Source organism: Variovorax sp. MHTC-1, from assembly GCF_003984645.1.
GTDB lineage: Bacteria > Pseudomonadota > Gammaproteobacteria > Burkholderiales > Burkholderiaceae_C > Variovorax.
Genome location: NZ_RWKI01000008.1, coordinates 139,348 through 156,915 on the forward strand (window position 1 = coordinate 139,348; position 17,568 = coordinate 156,915).

Annotated in this window: 17 protein-coding genes; 9 read left to right on the plus strand and 8 right to left on the minus strand. The window is 69.9% G+C overall.

The genetic code is table 11. From position 1 onward, the window contains the following. The first annotated feature begins 56 nt into the window (after positions 1–56). From EJI01_RS15820 to EJI01_RS15830, 3 genes are all read left to right on the plus strand, one after another. On the plus strand, positions 57–3,101 hold the full coding sequence (locus EJI01_RS15820) for an L-glutamate gamma-semialdehyde dehydrogenase (RefSeq protein WP_126838099.1): 3,045 nt from the start codon (positions 57–59) through the stop codon (positions 3,099–3,101). 85 nt (positions 3,102–3,186) lie between these two features. Next, positions 3,187–4,458 (plus strand): Glu/Leu/Phe/Val family dehydrogenase, encoded by a 1,272-nt coding sequence (locus tag EJI01_RS15825; RefSeq protein ID WP_126838100.1) that lies wholly within the window; start codon positions 3,187–3,189, stop codon positions 4,456–4,458. Next, the gene (locus EJI01_RS15830; RefSeq protein WP_126838101.1) at positions 4,455–5,072 is read left to right on the plus strand and encodes a nucleoside/nucleotide kinase family protein; all 618 of its coding nucleotides are present in this window, start codon (positions 4,455–4,457) and stop codon (positions 5,070–5,072) included. The genes EJI01_RS15825 and EJI01_RS15830 overlap by 4 nt, the downstream gene beginning before the upstream one ends. Positions 5,073–5,157: 85 nt before the next feature. Here EJI01_RS15830 and EJI01_RS15835 read toward each other — a convergent pair whose 3' ends face one another. From EJI01_RS15835 to senA, 7 genes are all read right to left on the minus strand, one after another. Then, a complete protein-coding gene (locus EJI01_RS15835; RefSeq protein ID WP_093105107.1) occupies positions 5,158–5,385 on the minus strand; it encodes a hypothetical protein in 228 nt (75 codons plus the stop codon). A gap of 99 nt (positions 5,386–5,484) precedes the next feature. Then, complete coding sequence (gene rocF / locus EJI01_RS15840; protein WP_126838102.1) at positions 5,485–6,399, minus strand: arginase; 915 nt, start codon at positions 6,397–6,399, stop codon at positions 5,485–5,487. Positions 6,400–6,419: 20 nt separating this feature from the next. Next, complete coding sequence (phnE, locus tag EJI01_RS15845; RefSeq protein WP_126838103.1) at positions 6,420–7,229, minus strand: phosphonate ABC transporter, permease protein PhnE; 810 nt, start codon at positions 7,227–7,229, stop codon at positions 6,420–6,422. Between the two features lie 141 nt (positions 7,230–7,370). Further along, positions 7,371–8,180: a PhnE/PtxC family ABC transporter permease gene (locus tag EJI01_RS15850; protein ID WP_409513958.1), complete on the minus strand. Its 810-nt coding sequence runs from the start codon at positions 8,178–8,180 to the stop codon at positions 7,371–7,373. A gap of 20 nt (positions 8,181–8,200) precedes the next feature. Then, positions 8,201–9,043 carry a phosphonate ABC transporter ATP-binding protein gene (locus EJI01_RS15855; RefSeq protein ID WP_126838105.1) on the minus strand — a complete coding sequence of 281 codons (843 nt, stop codon included), beginning with the start codon at positions 9,041–9,043 and terminating at the stop codon, positions 8,201–8,203. Positions 9,044–9,061: 18 nt separating this feature from the next. After that, the gene (locus EJI01_RS15860) at positions 9,062–9,928 is read right to left on the minus strand and encodes a putative selenate ABC transporter substrate-binding protein (RefSeq protein ID WP_126838106.1); all 867 of its coding nucleotides are present in this window, start codon (positions 9,926–9,928) and stop codon (positions 9,062–9,064) included. Positions 9,929–9,960: 32 nt separating this feature from the next. Beyond that, the gene (senA, locus tag EJI01_RS15865) at positions 9,961–11,139 is read right to left on the minus strand and encodes a selenoneine synthase SenA (protein WP_126838107.1); all 1,179 of its coding nucleotides are present in this window, start codon (positions 11,137–11,139) and stop codon (positions 9,961–9,963) included. 37 nt (positions 11,140–11,176) lie between these two features. On the opposite strand from senA, the gene senB reads away from it, so the two are divergent. Both senB and selD read left to right on the plus strand, forming a co-directional pair. Further along, positions 11,177–12,136 carry a selenoneine biosynthesis selenosugar synthase SenB gene (senB, locus tag EJI01_RS15870; protein WP_126838108.1) on the plus strand — a complete coding sequence of 320 codons (960 nt, stop codon included), beginning with the start codon at positions 11,177–11,179 and terminating at the stop codon, positions 12,134–12,136. 24 nt (positions 12,137–12,160) lie between these two features. Continuing rightward, the gene (gene selD / locus EJI01_RS15875; RefSeq protein ID WP_126838109.1) at positions 12,161–13,222 is read left to right on the plus strand and encodes a selenide, water dikinase SelD; all 1,062 of its coding nucleotides are present in this window, start codon (positions 12,161–12,163) and stop codon (positions 13,220–13,222) included. On the opposite strand, the gene EJI01_RS15880 is transcribed toward selD, so the two are convergent. Next, the gene (locus EJI01_RS15880; protein ID WP_126838110.1) at positions 13,212–14,786 is read right to left on the minus strand and encodes a WS/DGAT/MGAT family O-acyltransferase; all 1,575 of its coding nucleotides are present in this window, start codon (positions 14,784–14,786) and stop codon (positions 13,212–13,214) included. The two genes, selD and EJI01_RS15880, sit on opposite strands and share 11 nt — an antisense overlap. Before the next feature lie 205 nt (positions 14,787–14,991). Between EJI01_RS15880 and EJI01_RS15885 the strand changes: the two genes are divergently transcribed. The 4 genes from EJI01_RS15885 to EJI01_RS15900 all read left to right on the plus strand — a co-directional run bounded on the left by EJI01_RS15885 (position 14,992) and on the right by EJI01_RS15900 (position 17,558). Continuing rightward, positions 14,992–15,540, plus strand: coding sequence for a hypothetical protein (locus EJI01_RS15885; protein WP_126838111.1), 549 nt, complete (start codon positions 14,992–14,994; stop codon positions 15,538–15,540). Between the two features lie 47 nt (positions 15,541–15,587). Beyond that, on the plus strand, positions 15,588–16,049 hold the full coding sequence (locus EJI01_RS15890) for a phasin family protein (RefSeq protein ID WP_126838112.1): 462 nt from the start codon (positions 15,588–15,590) through the stop codon (positions 16,047–16,049). A 27-nt stretch (positions 16,050–16,076) separates the two neighbouring features. Beyond that, positions 16,077–16,712, plus strand: a complete 636-nt coding sequence (locus EJI01_RS15895) for a TetR/AcrR family transcriptional regulator (RefSeq protein ID WP_126838113.1) — start codon at positions 16,077–16,079, stop codon at positions 16,710–16,712. A 72-nt stretch (positions 16,713–16,784) separates the two neighbouring features. Then, on the plus strand, positions 16,785–17,558 hold the full coding sequence (locus EJI01_RS15900) for an esterase/lipase family protein (RefSeq protein ID WP_221885681.1): 774 nt from the start codon (positions 16,785–16,787) through the stop codon (positions 17,556–17,558). Positions 17,559–17,568 lie beyond the last annotated feature (10 nt).

Here is a 17,568-nt window from a genome sequence, read left to right on the forward strand (position 1 = left end):
TGAATAACTCAGCGGCGAAAGGCGGACCATCGCTGCATCGACACCGGAGTTATCCCATGCGCCTGCCCACCCCCTATCGGCCGGAAGCCGACATCGTTTCGCACCGCCTGGCCGCCCTGAAGGGCGCGCTCGACTGGACCGCGGCGGCCGCCGTCGCCACGCCCTGGGTGCGCGCCGTGCGCGACCGGCCGCCGCCGTTCTGGGCCATGGAAAGCCTGCTGCGCGAATACCCGATCTCGAGCGCCGAGGGCCTGGCGCTGATGCGCCTGGCCGAAGCGCTGCTGCGCGTGCCCGATGCCGAGACCGCCATCGCGCTCACCGCCGACCAGCTGGGCCGCGCGGACTTCGATGGCGCCGCCGACTCGACGCTGTCGCGCCTGTCTTCGTCGGCCATCGCGCTCTCGAAGCGCTTCCTGCCCGACCCCGGGCACCCCGGATCCGAACCCGGCCTGATGGCCCGACTCGGCGCGCGATCGGTGGTCGCCGCCACGCTGCGCGCCGTGCAACTGCTGGGTCGCCAGTTCGTGCTGGGCCAGACCATCGGCGAGGCGATGGCCGAGGCCCGATCGGCGCACCGGAAGCACGAAGCCCTGCGCTTCAGCTACGACATGCTGGGCGAGGGCGCGCGCACCGATGCCGATGCGCTTCGCTACCTCGACAGCTATGTCGACGCCATCCAGTCCATCGCGGCCGGCGCCGACAGCGAGGGCATGCCTGAACACAACGACGGCATCTCGATCAAGCTCAGCGCGCTGCATCCGCGCTACGAAGACGCGCAGCGCGAACGCGTGATGCGCGAGCTGGTGCCGCGCGTATGGCGGCTGTGCGAGCTCGCGGCCGACGCGAATCTCAACCTCACCATCGATGCCGAAGAGGTCGACCGGCTCGAGCTCTCGCTCGAGGTGTTCGAGGCGCTCGCTGCGAAGGTGGCGGCCGAGCGCCCGCAATGGCGCGGTTTCGGCCTGGCGATGCAGGCCTACCAGACGCGCGCGCTGGAGCTGGTCGAGCATGTCACCGCGATCGCGCGCAAGTACCGCCTGCGGCTGATGTGCCGCCTGGTCAAGGGCGCCTACTGGGATGCCGAGATCAAGCGCGCCCAGGAGCTGGGTCTGCCGCACTACCCGGTGTTCACGCACAAGCACCACAGCGACATCAGCTACCTGGCGTGCGCCCGCGCGCTGCTGGCCGCGCCGGACGCGATCTATCCGCAGTTCGCGACACACAACGCGGGGACCATTGCGGCCATCCTGCGGATGGCTGGGGATCGCCGCTTTTCCGCCGGGCCGCCCCAAGGAAAAGCTGCCCCCCCGGGGGGCAGCGAAGCACACGCAGTGGCGAGCGTGGGGGCGCCATTCGAATTGCAGCGCTTGCACGGCATGGGCGAAGGTATTTACCGCGAGGTGATGAAGAGCACCAACGCGCCGGTGCGCATCTATGCGCCGGTGGGCCAGCACAAGGACCTGCTGGCCTACCTGGTGCGACGGCTGCTGGAGAACGGCGCCAATTCCTCCTTCGTCAACCAGTTGGGCGACGAAGCGATCGCCGTCGACGAACTGCTGGTGTCGCCGCTCTGGCTCGAGCGCGATGCCTCGCTGCCGCTGCCCCCCGCGCTCTACGGTCCGCCGCCGGCGCGCCGCAACAGCGGCGGCGTGGATCTGGCGGTCGAATCCATGCGCGCGCCGCTTCTCGCCGCCTACGATGCATGCACCGTTCCCACGGTGGCGGAGTTCGATCCGAAGCGAGCCGCCGATGCCGTCGCCGTTTCCGCCGCCAGCTATCGCAGGTGGAACAAGACCCCGGTCGCACAGCGCGCCGCCGTGCTGCGCCGCGCGGCCGACGCACTCGATGCCGAGCTGCCGCGCTTCTGCGCCTTGCTGGTCAAGGAAGCCTTCAAGACCTGGGGCGATGCGGCGGCCGAGGTGCGCGAAGCGGTCGACTTTCTGCGCTACTACGCCGACGAGGCCGAACGCGTCATGCGGCCGGTCGTGCTGCCCGGCCCGACCGGCGAGAGCAACGAACTGCGGCTCGCCGGGCGCGGCCCGTGGATCTGCATCAGCCCCTGGAATTTCCCGCTCGCGATCTTCGTAGGCCAGGTGGCGGCCGCGCTCGCGACCGGCAACACGGTGCTGGCCAAGCCGGCCGAGCAGACGCCGGCCGTCGCGTCCGAAGCCATCCGGCTGCTGCATGCGGCGGGCGTGCCGGCAGACGCGGCGCAGCTGCTGCATGGCCCCGGCGACACCGTCGGCGCCGCCCTGGTGGCAGCGCCCGGCGTGGCCGGCGTGGTGTTCACCGGCTCGACCCAGGTGGCGAAGCTCATCCACCGCGCGCTGGCCGCGAAGGACGGGCCGATCGTGCCGCTGATCGCCGAGACCGGTGGCATCAACGCGATGGTGGTCGACTCCAGCGCGCTGCCCGAGCAGGTGGTCGATGCGGTGGTGCAGAGCGCCTTCCGCTCGGCCGGCCAGCGCTGCTCGGCGCTGCGCCTGCTGCTCTTGCACGAGAGCATCGCCGACGGGGTGATCGAGATGATCAAAGGCGCGGCGATGGAGCTCGCCGCGGGCGACCCGTCCGAGCTCGCGACCGACGTCGGCCCGGTGATCGACCGCGAAGCCTTCGAAGGCATCCAGCGCCACCTGCAGCGCCTCGACGCGGAAGCCCGCGTGCTGGTGGCGCCGGTATCCTCCGCGCCGTCGCTGCCCAACCTGATCGCGCCGCATGCCTACGAACTGCCCTCCATCGACAGCGTGAAGTGCGAGATCTTCGGCCCGGTGCTGCACATCGTGCGCTGGTCGGGCGAGCCGCAGGCCGTGATCGACCAGATCAACGCGCTCGGCTTCGGCCTCACGCTCGGCATCCAGACGCGCATCGACAGCCGCGCCCTGGCCATGGCCGTGCGCGCTCACGTCGGCAACATCTACGTCAACCGCAACATCATCGGCGCGGTGGTCGGCGTGCAGCCTTTCGGCGGCGAGGGGCTGAGCGGCACCGGGCCCAAGGCCGGCGGGCCGCACTACCTGCTGCGCTTCTGCGCGGAGCAGACGCTCACCATCAACACCACCGCGGCCGGCGGCAATGCCGCGCTGCTTGCCGCAAGCGCATAAGGGGCAACGCAACGCGCATAGGCCATGGCGCAGGGGGCGCCGCGCGGCTATCGTCCGCCGCATCCCAACAGCCACCAGGAGTGCCATGAGCGCCGATCTGTCCTACGTTCAACCGACCGCCAACAGCCCGTGGGGCACCTACCTCTCGCAGGTCGACCGCGTCGTTCCCTACCTGGGCGGCCTGGCCCGCTGGGTCGAGACGCTCAAGCGCCCCAAGCGCGCGCTGATCGTCGACGTGCCGATCGAGATGGACGACGGCAGCATCGCCCACTTCGAGGGCTACCGCGTGCAGCACAACATGTCGCGCGGCCCGGGCAAGGGGGGCGTGCGCTTCCACCCCGACGTGACGCTGGAAGAAGTGATGGCCCTGTCGGCCTGGATGACGGTCAAGACCGCCGCGGTGAACCTGCCCTACGGCGGCGCCAAGGGCGGCATCCGCGTCGACCCGAAGAAGCTGTCGATGCAGGAGCTCGAGAAGGTCACGCGCCGCTACACCAGCGAGATCGGCATCATCATCGGCCCGCAGCAGGACATTCCCGCGCCCGACGTCAACACCAACGCCCAGATCATGGCCTGGATGATGGACACCTACTCGATGAACGTCGGCGGCACCGCGACTGGCGTGGTCACGGGCAAGCCGCTGCACCTGGGCGGCTCGCTGGGCCGCGTCAAGGCCACAGGCCGCGGCGTCTTCGTCACCGGCCGCGAGGCCGCGCGGCGCCTCGGGCTCGAGCTGCGCGGCGCGCGCATCGCGGTGCAGGGCTTCGGCAACGTGGGCTCGGTCGCGGCCGAGCTGTTCGCCGAGGCCGGCGCCAAGATCGTCGCGGTGCAGGATCACACCGGGACCATCGTCAACAGCCAGGGCCTCGACCTGAAAGAGCTCGTTCCGCTCTCGCGCACCGACGGCGTGATCGGCTTCAAGGGCGGCGACGTGGTCGGCAACGAGGCCTTCTGGGAGATTCCCTGCGACATCCTGATCCCGGCCGCGCTGGAAGGCCAGGTCACTGCCGAGCGCGCGCAGAAGACCACGGCGAAGCTGGTGCTCGAAGGCGCCAATGGCCCGACCGTGCCGAGCGCCGACGACATCCTGGCCGAACGCGGCGTGCTCGTGGTGCCCGACGTGATCTGCAACGCCGGCGGCGTGACGGTGAGCTACTTCGAGTGGGTGCAGGACTTCTCGTCCTTCTTCTGGGACGAGGACGAGATCAACGTGCGGCTCGACCGCATCATGATGAACGCACTCAACAACATCTGGGACACGGCCGACAAGCACAGGATCTCGCTGCGCACGGCGACCTTCGCGGTGGCTTGCGAGCGCATCCTGATGGCACGGCAGGAACGCGGCCTCTATCCATGACGCCAGCCGACAGCGCGCGCATCGAGGCCCTGCTGGCCGACGGCCGGCGCAAGCTGCTCGGCCTGGTCGGGGCGCCCGGCTCGGGCAAGTCGACGCTCGCGCTGGCGCTCCAGCAGGCCCTGCCAGGGCGCGCGCAGGTGGTGCCGATGGACGGCTTCCATCTCGCCAACGCGGAGTTGCAGCGGCTCGGCCGCGCCGATCGCAAGGGCGCGCCCGACACCTTCGACGCCGCCGGCTATGTCGCGCTGCTGCGTCGCCTGCGCGAACAGCGCGCGGATGAGATCGTCTATGCGCCTGAGTTCCGGCGCGAGATCGAGGAGCCGGTCGCCGGCGCGATCGCGGTGCTGCCGCAGACGCAGCTGCTCATCACCGAAGGCAACTACCTGCTGCTGCAGGAAGGCGCCTGGGCCGAGGTCGCGCCGCTGCTCGACGAGGTCTGGTACGTCGAGGTCGACGACGCCGTGCGCGTGGAGCGCCTGGTGCAGCGGCACCAGCAGTTCGGCCGTAGCCGCGAAGCCGCGCTGGCCTGGGCGGTGCAAACCGATGAGCCTAACGCGCGCCGCATCGCTGCCACGCGCGGCCGGGCGCATCGCGTGATTCATCGCGACGCCTGAGGCGTGCCGCCCGAGCCGCCGCAGCCGAGCATCGACGCGCCGCTGCGGCCGGTGCCGCTCGCGCGCTCGCGGGGCTGACTCGAACTCAAAGCGCGACCGAGCGGGCCGCGTACGCGGGCAGGCCGGTCAGGCCGCAAAGGCGCTGCAGCACGCCGTAACCCTGCGCCAGCGCCGCGGAATAGGTGGCGAAGGCACGATCAGCCCGGTGCAGCGGCTCGAAGTGCCCGTCGTGGCGCACGTCCTCGTGAATCACCCAGTAGTAGGAACCATCGAAGGGTTGTTCCACCAGCAAGCCGATCTTTCGCACGTCCATCTCAGTACTCCATGTTCAAAATGAGTACTAAAGAATGTAAGACTATGTGACTATTCGGCCCAGGTGAAAAAGTCACGCTCCGGTGGCTTTTGCGCTCCCTCAGCGCACCAGCGTCGACTTGCCGAACAGGCTTTCGATCAGTTCCACCGCCACTTCCGCCGTCCGGTTGCGCACGTCGAGCGCCGGATTGAGTTCGACCACGTCGAGCGAGCCGAGCCGGCCGGTGTCGGCGATCATCTCCATGCACAGCTGCATCTCGCGCCAGGTCGGCCCGCCGCGCACGCCGGTGCCGACGCCCGGCGCGTAGTCGGGGTCCAGGCAGTCGAGGTCGAAGCTCACGTGCAGGTGCGTGTCTTCGTCGATGTCCTGCAGCGCCTCGGTCATGGTCGTGCGCATGCCGTGCTCGTCGATGTGGCGCATGTCGAACACGTGCAGGCCGAGCGCGCGGATCGAGGCCTTCTCGTCGGCATCGACGCTGCGGATGCCGAGGAAGCGGATCGCGTCGTGCTCGAGGGCCGCGGCCTCGCCGCTCCAGCCGGTCAGCGCCGCCGGCCCGTGGCCGAGCAGGCAGGCGACCGGCATGCCGTGGATGTTGCCGCTGGGGCTGGTGCGCTCGGTGTTGACATCGGAGTGCGCATCGAGCCACAGCACCCGCAGCTTCTTGCGGCGCTGGCGCGCATGCCAGGCGATGGCGCTGATGGAGCCGATCGCGAGGCAATGGTCGCCGCCCATCAGCAGCGGCAGGTGGCCGGCGCCGAGCGCTTCGTCGACGGCGCCGTAGACCGTGCGATTCCATGCGACCACCTCGTCGAGGTGGCGCAACCCGCCCGCCGGATCGGTCCACGGCGTGGCCGGCCCGGCGAGGTTGCCGCGGTCGACGATCGCGAAGCCGAGTCGCGCGAGGGTGCCGGCGATGTCGGCGACGCGCAGCGCATCGGGCCCCATGCCGGCGCCGCGCACGCTGGCGCCGATGTCGGTGGGCGCGCCGATCAGCTGGATGGTGGGACTGTTCATTGGAAAGCTCTCCGATGGGATCAGGCGTAGGCCGGAGCCAGTCCGCGCCGCAAGCGGCTGCTCGCGCCGTCGACGACGAAGACCAGCACGAACATGGCGCCGATCACGGTCGACGCCTGGGCCTGCTGGAACAGCGAAAGATGGAAGTACAGCATCTGCCCGAGCCCGCCGGCGCCGACGAAGCCGAGCACCGCCGCCATGCGGATGTTCATCTCCCAACGGTACAACGTATAGGCCAGCCATTGGGGCCAGACCAGCGGCAGGCTCCCGTAGGCGAAGGCCGCGACCGCTCCGCCGCCGGCATCGAGCAGCGCGCGCTCCGGCGCTTCGGGCACGTTCTCCAGCGTTTCGCCGAAGAGCCGGCCGAACACGCCGGTGGTGTGCAGCGCGAGCGCCAGCACGCCGGCGAAGGGGCCGAGCCCGGCGGCCAGCACCATCAGCGCGGCCCACACCAGCTCGGGCACGCTGCGCAGGAAGTTCAGCACGAAGCGCGAGGCCTGCCGCAGCGCCAGTCCGAAGCGCCCCGAGGCGGGCAGCGCCAGGGCGGCGCCGGCCAGCATGGCGAGCAGCGTGCCGAGCGCCGACATCGCAAGCGTCTGCAGCGCGCCCCAGGCCGTTTTGGCCAGGAAAGCGGACGAGAGGTCGGGCGGGAAGAACTCGGCGATGAACTTCGCCATCGCAGCCATCGATTCGCGCGCGAACAGGGAGCGAAAGTCGATGCGGAGGTAGACGAAGCTCGCGACCACCGCGATCGCCACCGCGGACGCGGCCACCATGCAGCCGAGGCAGGGCCCGGCGGCCCGCGCGCGCTCCGAGATGGACGATTTCATGCGACTCAGCTCCTCAAAACCATGGCCGGCAAAGCCTGCCCCGTTCGGGAAACACCGCGGAACCGGCTTTGCCGGGCCGCTGGTGTTGCCCCAGGTGAGGGGGTTGGCGGACCACACGAAGTGGGGAGCTTGGGGAAGAGCTCATGCCAGCCACCTTCTAAGCGCCGCACTGAGCGCATCGGCCATCAGCACGAGCAGCAGGAACACGATCAGGATGCTGCTGGCCTCGCCGCCGTTGAGCATCTTCATCGACTGGTCCATCAGCTGGCCGAGCCCGCCTGCGCCGACGAAGCCCATCACGACCGAGGCGCGCACCGCGCATTCCCAGCGGTAGACGGTATAGGAAACAAGCTCCTGCGCGGCGCCCGGCAGCAGGCCGTAGAACAGCGCGGCGACACGCCCGCTGCCGGCTTCGAGCAGCGCCCGCGCCGGTCGCGTGTCGCCCGACTCGAGGATCTCCGCATAGACCTTGCCGAGCATGCCGCCATAAGTGATCGCGAGCGCGAGCACGCCGGCCGCAGGGCCGAGGCCGAGGGCGCGCACCAGCACCAGCGCCCACACCACTTCGGGGATGGCGCGCAGCAGCGTGAGCACGCCGCGCGCCGCCGTGCGCACCGCCTGGCCGCGCCAGCGTCCGGGCCCGGGGCCGATACGCGAGATCGACAGCGCCTGCGTCACCGCGAAGGCCAGCGGCACCGCGAGCACGAAGGCGAGCGCGACGCCGGCCGTGGCCATGGCGAGGGTTTCCAGCGTCGCGCGCGCCAGCAGGCCGAGGAATTCGGCCGACAACGCCGGCGGCAGGAAGCCGGCCAGGAAGCCGCCCATCACGCGCAGGCTGTCAGGCGCCAGCAGGGCTTGCGGCTTGAACTCGGCGATCACCAGCATCGGCCACAGCACCACGAGCGCGAGCAGCAGGACGCCGAGGCGCCGGCGTGCCAACGGATCGCGCATGGCGGGTGGATTCAGGGCACTCATCGGCAGGCGACGGGAAGCACGGGATCGCTGCGGCTGCTGCGTTCGAGGACGTTGAAGCCACCCTGTGCCTGGGTCGGCAGCACGCCGCCTTCGGTCGCGTAGAGCTCCTGCAGCATCGCGCGGCTGACCGCTGCAGCAGGCGCGTCGAACACCACCACGCCCGCGCGCAGGCCGACGATGCGGTCGAACCATTTCAAGGCCAAGTCCACCGCATGCAGCGAGGCCACCAGCGTCGCGCCGGTGGCTTCGCTCTGCGCGATCAGTTCGCCGACCGCCATGTCGGCCAGCGCCGGGTCGAGCGCGGAGACCGGCTCGTCGGCGAGCATCAGCTCGGGCGCCTGGTAGAGCACGCGCGCCATGCCGACGCGCTGCAGCTGACCGCCCGAAAGCCGGTCGCAGCGGTCGAACAGCCGATCGGCCAGGTCCAGCCGCGCGAGCGCAGCCTGCGCGCCGGCGATATCGCCCGGCACCAGCAGCGAGACCAGGGCCCGCCCGCTCGACCAGGCGCCGAGCCGGCCCGCGAGCACCGCGGTGATCACGCGCAGCCGCGGCGGGATCGGCGGCGCCTGGTGGACGACGCCGATGCGCGCGCGCAGCGCTTTCAGCGGCCGGGCGCCGAGCTGCCACGGCCGCACGCCCAGTAGCTCGACGCGGCCCTCGCTCGCGCGCAGCGCGGTCGCCGCGATGCGCAGCAGGCTGGTCTTGCCCGCTCCCGACGGGCCGATGACGGCCACGCGTGCGCCGCGTTCGACGGCCAGCGTCACGCCCTGCAGCGCGCGCTGGCCGTTGGAATGAACCAGGCCGACATCCTCGAGCGCCAGCGCGGCTTGGGCGGTCAACGGCTGCCTCAAGTTCTACTACTTGAGGAGACCGGCAGACCTGGCGGCTGCTTCGATGTCGTTGTAGTTCGAGGCCTTGGTCGGGATGAACTTCGAGGCGCGCTGCAGCGCCAGGATTTCCTTGTGCTCCGGATTCGCCGCGTCGAGCTTGAGGAAGGCATCGGCGAGCTTCTTCGTCGTCGCCGCATCGAGGCCGGGCCGCACGGTCCAGTTGTAGTCGTAGTACGGCGCCGTGGTCGCCAGCACGCGCACCTTGGCGGCGTTCGGGTTGGCCGATTCGATCAGCTTGTCCATCACGGAGGCGTTCAGCACGCCGGCTCCGGCCCGGCCCGCGGCCACGAAGGCCACGGTGGCATCGTGCGCGCCCGAGAAGGCGACGGTCTTGAAGTCCTTCTCGGGATCGATGCCGGCGTGCAGCAGGAAATAGCGCGGCATCAGATGGCCCGAGGTCGAGGAGGGCGATCCGAAGGCGAAGGTGGCGCCCTTGAGATCGGCGAGCGTCTTGGCCTTGCTGTCGATCGGCACGATGAACTTGCTGGTGAACTTCTCGTCCTCGGCGCGCTGCACGATCGGCACGGCGGCGCCGTTGGTGCGCAGCTTGGCCTGCACGAAAGTGAAGCCGCCGAGCCAGGCCAGGTCGATCTTGTTGGTGGCCAGGCCCTCGACCACGGCGGCGTAATCGGTGACGGGCGTGAACTGGATGTCGAGGCCGGTTTCCTTCTTCAGGTAGTCGCCGAGCGGCTTGAACTTGCGCTGCAGCTCGGTGGGCGCCTCGTCGGGAATGGCCGACACGCGCAACACGCCGCTCTGCTGCGCATGGACCGGCATGCCGGCGGCAAAACCGAGCAGGGAGAAGAGGGCGAGCTGGAGGAGTTGTCGTTTCATACGGCGCTGCAGGTGTGAGGAAGAGCCGCAGTTTAAGGAGCGGCGGTCCGGAAGCCCGCGAAGACGTCGTTGCGCTGGGGCTGGAAGAAATTGCGATAGCGCAGCTCGTGCAGCCGCGCGTGGGTGGCGAAGGCGCCGCCGCGCAGCTCGCGGTGGTCGCCGAACCAGGGGGCCGAGTAGTCGCGATAGGGGCCGGCCGCGAAACCCGGGTAGGGCGCGAAGGTGCTGGCCGTCCATTCCCACACGCCGCGGCCCCAGGCGAAGGCCGGCTGCGAGGCGGCCGCGTGTTCCCACTCGGCGGCCGTGGGCAGGCGACGACCGGCCCAGCGTGCATAGGCTTCGGCCTCCCAGGCGCTCACGTGGATCACCGGCTGGTCGGGTTCGAGCGGCAGCCAGCGGTCGAACCATCGCGTCTGCCACTGCTGCGGTTGCCGGCGCCAGCGCGCCGGATGGCTGCGCGCCTGCGCCGCGCGCCAAACGCCTGCATCGCCGGGCCAGAAGGCCGGGTCGTCGTAGCCGCCGGCCTCGACGAAGCGCAGGTACCGGCCGGCCGTGACCGGCGTGGCGTCGATCTCGAAGCCGGCCAGCGGGACGAGGTGCTCCGCCTGCTCGTTGTCGAAGGCGAAGCCGCCGCGGGCCGCCGGCCAGCCGATGCGAGCCTGCGCGGCGGGCACCGCGATCGCCGGCGCCGCGGCGAGGCGCGGCAGGGCCAGGCCGGCGGGTGTGCCACAGCCCTGCGTCGCGCGCAGCCAGGCAAAGGCTTCGCCGTGCATGTCTTCGTGGAACAGCGCGAGGCGGTGGAAGTACAGGGCCTCGTCGCTGTCGTCGCACTGCGCGAGCGCGGCAAGGCAGGCATCGAGCTGCGCATCGAGCCGCGCGCCGAGCTCGGCGCGCGTGGGCAGCGGCGCCGCCCAGCGTGCGATGTGGGAGAGGCGTGCCGAGTCGAACAGCGCATCCGGGCCGGCGAGGCGCGCGGGCGCGTTCGCCTGCACCCAGCCGTCGCTGTCGACCGTGTGCGGCCCGCGCAGCACCCAGAATTCGGCGAACCATGCAATGTGCGCCAGTTCCCAGGCGACGAGGTTCACGCCGGGTTGCTGGGGCACGCGCCATTGCGCATCGCTCAGGTCGAAGGTCCAGGCGCGCGTGCGCTCGCGGCTCTCGCGCAGCGCGGCCGCGAGCGCTTCGCCGGCGAGCGTTCGCGCTTCAGCCATGGTCATGCAGGACGCGCGGTCCTGCCAGAATGGCCGGGTGTCCAAACCCGAGATCCTGATTGTTTCGCCGGCGCTGGCGGATGCCAACAACGGCAACTGGCGCACCGCCTCGCGCTGGGCGCAGTTTCTGTCGGGCGTCGCCGAGATCGAGATCGCCCGCAGTTGGGACGGCGGGCATTGCGACGCGATGATCGCGCTGCATGCGCGCCGCTCCGCCGATTCGATCGCGCGCCTCTCTGCCGCGCGACCGGATTGCCCGATCGCGCTGGTCCTGACCGGCACCGACGTGTACCGCGACATCGACGAGAGCAAGGCTGCGCAGCATTCGCTGCAGTGTGCCAGCCAACTCGTGGTGCTGCAGCCCGATGCGCTCGATCGCCTTGGTGCCGACGAAGTTGCCAAGGCCCGCGTGATCCTGCAATCGGCCCGCCGCATGCGCCGCCGCGACGCCGGCCGCAGCCTCGAACTGGTGGCGGTCGGCCATTTGCGCGAAGAGAAAGATCCGCTCGCCTTGATGGCTGCGGCACGCCGGCTGCCTCCGGGGACGCCGATCCGTATCGTGCACATCGGCGATGCGCTGGCGCCCGAGCTGGGCGAAGCGGCGCGCCGCACCATGGCCGAGTGCCCGCACTACAGCTGGCTCGGCGGGCTGCCGCGCGATGCCGCGCGGCGCCGGATCGCGCGCGCCGGCGCGCTGGTGCACATGAGCCGCATGGAAGGCGGGGCGCAGGTGGTGATCGAGGCCGTGCGCTCGGACGTGCCGGTGCTGGCGAGCCGCATCGGCGGCAATCTGGGATTGCTGGGCGACGACTACGAGGGCTACTTCGCCGCCGGCGACGACGCCGCCCTCGCCGCGTTGATGCAGCGCTTCGTGTCGGAGCCCGCCTTCGCGGCGCGCCTGGCGGCACAGTGCGCGCTGCGCGAACCCGATTTCACCCCACAGGCCGAGCGCCAAAGCGTGCGGCGCCTGCTGCGCGATCTGCTCGCGCCACCATAATCTTCGCGACCACGAAAGCACTCCATGAACGATCGCATCCTCTCTCCGGGCATCCGGCTCACCAGCTTCTCCCACGGCGGCGGCTGCGGCTGCAAGATCGCGCCGGGCGTGTTGTCGGAAATCCTGCGCAACAGCGGCGGCGGCCTGATCCCGCCCGAACTGATGGTCGGCATCGAGACCGCCGACGATGCGGCGGTCTACCGGCTCAACGACGAGCAGGCGCTGATCGCCACCACCGACTTCTTCATGCCGATCGTCGACGACCCCTTCGACTTCGGCCGCATCGCGGCGACCAATGCCATCAGCGACGTCTACGCGATGGGCGGCACGCCGATCATGGCGCTGGCGCTGGTCGCGATGCCGGTCAACCAGTTGCCGGTGGAAGTGATCGGCGAGATCGTGCGCGGCGGCCAGGCGGTCTGCCGCGAGGCCGGCATCCCGATCGCGGGCGGCCACACCATCGATTCGGTCGAGCCGATCTACGGCCTGGTCGTGATGGGGCTGGTGCATCCGGGCAAGGTCAGGCGCAATGCCGATGCCAAGGCCGGGGATCTGATCGTGCTCGGCAAGCCGCTGGGCGTGGGCGTGCTCTCGGCCGCGTTGAAGAGGGAGAAGCTCGATGCCGAGGGCTACCGCCAACTGATCGACAACACCACGCGGCTCAACAAGCCCGGCATCGCGCTGGCCGCGCTCGAGGGCGTGCATGGGCTGACCGACGTGACCGGCTTCGGGCTGGCGGGCCACGCGCTCGAGATGGCGCGCGGCGCCGGCCTGAAGGCAGTGATCGACTGGCCGCAGGTGCCGCTCCTGCCGCGCGTGGCCGAGATGGCGGCGCAGGGCTTCGTGACCGGCGCCTCGGGGCGCAATTGGGCCGGCTATGGCGCCGAGGTGCAGCTCGATGCCGCGCTGCCGCCGGTGGCGCAGGACCTGCTGAGCGATCCGCAGACCTCGGGCGGCCTGCTCGTGAGCTGCGCGCCCGACACCGTCGATGAGGTGCTGGCCCTGTTTCATGCGCAGGGCTTCGAGGCCGCACGCGTGATCGGCCGCATGGAAGCCGGGCCGGCCGGCCTGCGCGTCAGCGCGTAGCCACGGCGGCTGTGGCCGCGCGCTTGCGCGGCGGGGCTTTGCGCGCCGCGGCCTTGGCGGGCGCGACCTTCTTGCGCGCGGGCGCCTTCGGCTTCGCCGCATTGGCCGCCGTCGCGGCCGCCAGATGCGGCGTCGCCTCGGCGGCCTCGAGCGACCGGACGCGCGCCAGGATCGCGTGATGCTCTTCCAGCAGGTAGTCCGCGATGTCCTCCACGTCCGGCACCGCGCGGCGGCAGGCGATCAGGCCGAAGTCCAGCATGCCGTTGTAGCTCTGCACCGTCATGTTGAGCGCCATGCCATGGCTCGGGATCGACACCGGGTAGTAGGTCAAGAGCTTGGCGCCCGCGAAGTAGAGCGCGGTCTGCGCGCCCGGCACGTTGGAGATCACCACGTTGGCCACCGGCGGCAGCCGGTCCGCCAGCCGGGAGCGCCCGTACATCGAAGCCAGGCCCGACATCAGCCAGGGTGCACCGAAGGAAGGGAAGTCGGTCGGGATCGCGGCCTTGATGCTGCCCATCAGGCTCTTCGCCGCGGCCGAGGATTCGGAGATGACCTTGATGCGCTCGATCGGATCGGCCACGTCGGTCGCCAGCGTCATCACCGTCATCGAGACCTGGTTGTTCGAAGAGGTGTCGCCCGGCGCGCGCAGCGTGACCGGGATGGCCGCGCTCATCGGCTTCTTCGGCAGCTTGCCGTGGTCCGACAGGTAGCGCCGCAGCGCACCCGCGCAGATGGCCATCACTACGTCGTTGAGGCTGGCGCCGAGCTTCTTTCCGGCCTGCTTGACTTCGGCCAGCGGGATCGAGCGCACCGCATAGGCGCGCTGGTTGGTGATCGCCACGTTGAGCGGCGTGCGCGGGCCGAGCACGTTGAGGTTCTTCGGCAGCGACCAGGCCTTGCTGCCCTCGCTGGTCGGCTGCGGGACGATGAGGCTGCGCACCGCGCGCGCCATGTCGGGCAGCGTCTTCACCAGCTTCACGTACTGCTGCAGCGTGTTGGTGAAGGCGGCGCCCGCGAGCTCGGCCACGCCGAGCTGGTAGTTCCTGCGCCGCGCGATCTGGCGCGGCGTCTTGATGGGGTCGGGATGCGGCGTCAGGTCCATGATGGCCTGCGCGAAGGCGGCGCCGGCCTGGCCGTCGATGCCGGCGTGGTGCACCTTCGAATACATCGCCATGCCGCCGCCTTGCAGGCCGTCGATCACGAAGAACTCCCACAGCGGCCGGCTGCGGTCCATCAGCGTCGAATGCAGGCGGCCCACGTACTGCTCCAGCTGCCGCATGGTGCCCGGCCGCGGCAGCGTGACGCGCCGCACGTGGTAGTCGAGGTCGACATCGTCGTCTTCGACCCAGACCGGGTTGGAGAGCTCGAAGGGCATCAGCGCGAGCTTGCGCGTGAAGATCTCCGAGAGGTGCATGCGGCTCGCGATGTGCGCTTTCACATCCTCGTAGAAATCGCCCTTGTAGCCGGCCGGCAGCTCCAGCAGATGCAGGCCGCCGACGTGCATGGGCGTCTCCGGCGTCTCGGTATGGAGGAAGGTTGCATCGAGGCCGCTCAGGTGTTTCATTCGGGTGTCCTGTGTCTTGCGCGTCAAAATGATCGGCAATGTGGCAGGCGCCGGATAGCGGGTAAGCCCCGAGGGTCGTCTCGTCGTAGCATCGCGGGGCCGAAGGAAATTGGGGCAGTTGGACTAACTATCGAACCGATCTAGTTTTTCAGGCCTAGGCCTTTGCGAAGAAGATGAGCCTCATCAACTTCACCAGGAATCCACCATGTCCACGCAGAACATCTCCACCGCCGCCATCCACGTCGTCGGCCAGTACAACGAAGCCGGCAAGACGCTGGTGAGCGCCTACCGCGCCGGCGCGCATCGGCTGCTGAGCGGCGCCGCTTCGCGCTACGGCGACTTCCTCGGCAAGCGCCAGCTGCCGCTCCTGAACGAGGACATCAAGGCCCGCCTGATCGGCGCGCAAGAGAAGATCAACGGCTTCCTGGCCAACCGCCTCGACATCGACACCGGTCGCGTGGTCTCGGTGATGGATCGCGTCGCCGCCGGCACGGCGAGCGGCATCGAGTCGGTCGCCAGGGCCGCAGCGCGCGTCGAGTCGCCGCTGGGCAGCTCGGTGCTGAACACGCTGGGCAGCGTCCACCGGCCGATCGCCAACGTTTCGGTGCAGATCGCCGACAAGATCGCCGCCGGTGCCAAGCAGATCGAAAGCCGCGTGGCCGGCGACACGACCGCCGCCAAGGTCGTCAAGACCGTGAAGGCGAAGGCCAAGCCGGTGCGCCGCGCAGTGCGCAGCACCACGCGCAAGGCCTGATGGCCGTGGCGGCCGGCCGCTTTCTTTCAACGTCTTCCGGAGCAACGATGGCGACTCGCCGCGATGAAACTGTCAGCGTGAAGAAGAAGGCGGCTGCTGCTGCCAAGAAGGCAGCGCCGGCCAAGAAATCGGCACCGCGCAAAGCGGCTCCAGCCAGGAAAACAAAAGCCGCCGCGCCGCCCGAAAAGAAGGCCGGCGCGCAAGGCCTGCTGCGCGCGGGCCTGAAGGCCTTGGGCAACGTGGGCAACGACGTCGTCAAGCGCCAGACCAACGTGATCGAAAGCCTGCTCGGCATCGCTCAGCCCAAGCCCGATGCGCAGGCGCGCGGCTTCCCGGGGCTCGACAGCTTCGGCATTCGCAAGTTCGAGGACGTGTTCGACCAGCGCGTCGCCACGGCGATGCAACGCCTGGGCATGCCCAGCGCGCAGGAGATCCAGGAGCTGCGCGAGCAGATGCGGCTCTTGCTCGAGCATCTGGAGCGCATCGAATCCGGCCGGCGCAAGCGCTGAGGCTCAACGCTTCGAGCCCTTCAGCCCGTGGCCAGCTCCAACACGACGCGCGAACGCATCCTGCAGACCAGCCTGGCGCTGTTCAATGCGCAGGGGCTCGCGGCGGTATCCACCCACCGGATCGCGGCCGAGCTCGAGATCAGTCCCGGCAACCTCCACTACCACTTCAAGGCCAAGCAGCTGATCGTCGATCGGCTGTTCCGGCGCTTCGAGGATCGGCTCGAGCTGCTCAACGGCTCGTCGGACACCGTGCGCGCGATCGACGACCTCTGGCTCGCGCTCCACCTGCGCTTCGAAGCCATCGACGCCTACCGCTTCGTCTACCGCGACATGGCCTACCTCTCCGGCGAGTACCCCGAGCTCGGGCTGCGGGCGCAGGCGCTGACGGCGCAGAACCTGCTGGCGGCGCAAGCCTTGTGCGAGACGCTGGTGGCCGCCGGTGTCATCGATGCGACAGCCGAAGAGGCGCAGATGCTCGCGCTGCAGATGGTGTTCACCACCACTTGCTGGCTCTCCTTCGAGCGGCTGGTGCCGGGCCGCGACGCCCTGCAGCAGGCCGATCCGGGCCTGGCCGCCTTCTACACGCTGACGTTGGTTTCCCCCTACGTTTCCCGCGAATCGAGGGCTTACCTTGATTACCTGCGGGGCAAATACCTCGGATAAATGGGCTGCCGTCCGACGGGTGTTCAGCCCGCGCGACCGCACATTCCCCGAGAACGAACAAAGGAGAACTTCATGATGGCAGCCGCCCATAACCCAATCCCGCCGCCCTCGCGCCTGCTGCTTCTTGCCGAGGCGCGCGCTGTCTGGGAGGCCGGCGCTGCCGTGGCGCTGTGGCCGCTGCTTCAGTTGACGCCGCGTGGCGACGGGCATCCGGTGCTGGTGCTGCCCGGCCTGGTGGCGAGCGACATGTCCACCAAGCTGCTGCGCCACTACCTGCAAAGCCGCGGGTACGACACCCACGGCTGGGGCCTGGGGCGCAACCTCGGTCCGCGCGCAGGCATCGAGGACGGCATGATCGCCAAGCTCGAATCGCTGCACGCCGACAGCGGCCGCAAGGTCAGCCTGATCGGATGGAGCCTCGGCGGCGTCTATGCGCGTCTGCTCGCGTCGACCCGGCCGGACCTCGTGCGCAGCGTGGTCACGCTGGGCAGCCCCTTCACCGGCAGCGCACGCGCGACCAACGCATGGCGCGTCTACGAAGGCGTGAGCGGCCAGAGCTCGGAAGATCCGCGGCGCATGAAGCACGTGCGGCCGACGCCCAAGGTGCCCACCACATCGATCTTCAGCCGCAGCGACGGCGTGGTCGCATGGCAGTGCAGCGTGGAAGAAACCGGGCCGAGCTCGGAGAACATCGAGGTGGTCGCCAGCCACCTCGGGCTGGGCGCGCATCCGGCGGTGCTGTATGCGCTGGCGGACCGGCTGGCGCAGCCCGAAGGCGCGTGGAAGCCTTTCAATCGCGGTGCGCTCGGGCCATTGGTGTTTCCGGATCCGGCGCGACCGGAATAGGCCGGCTAGA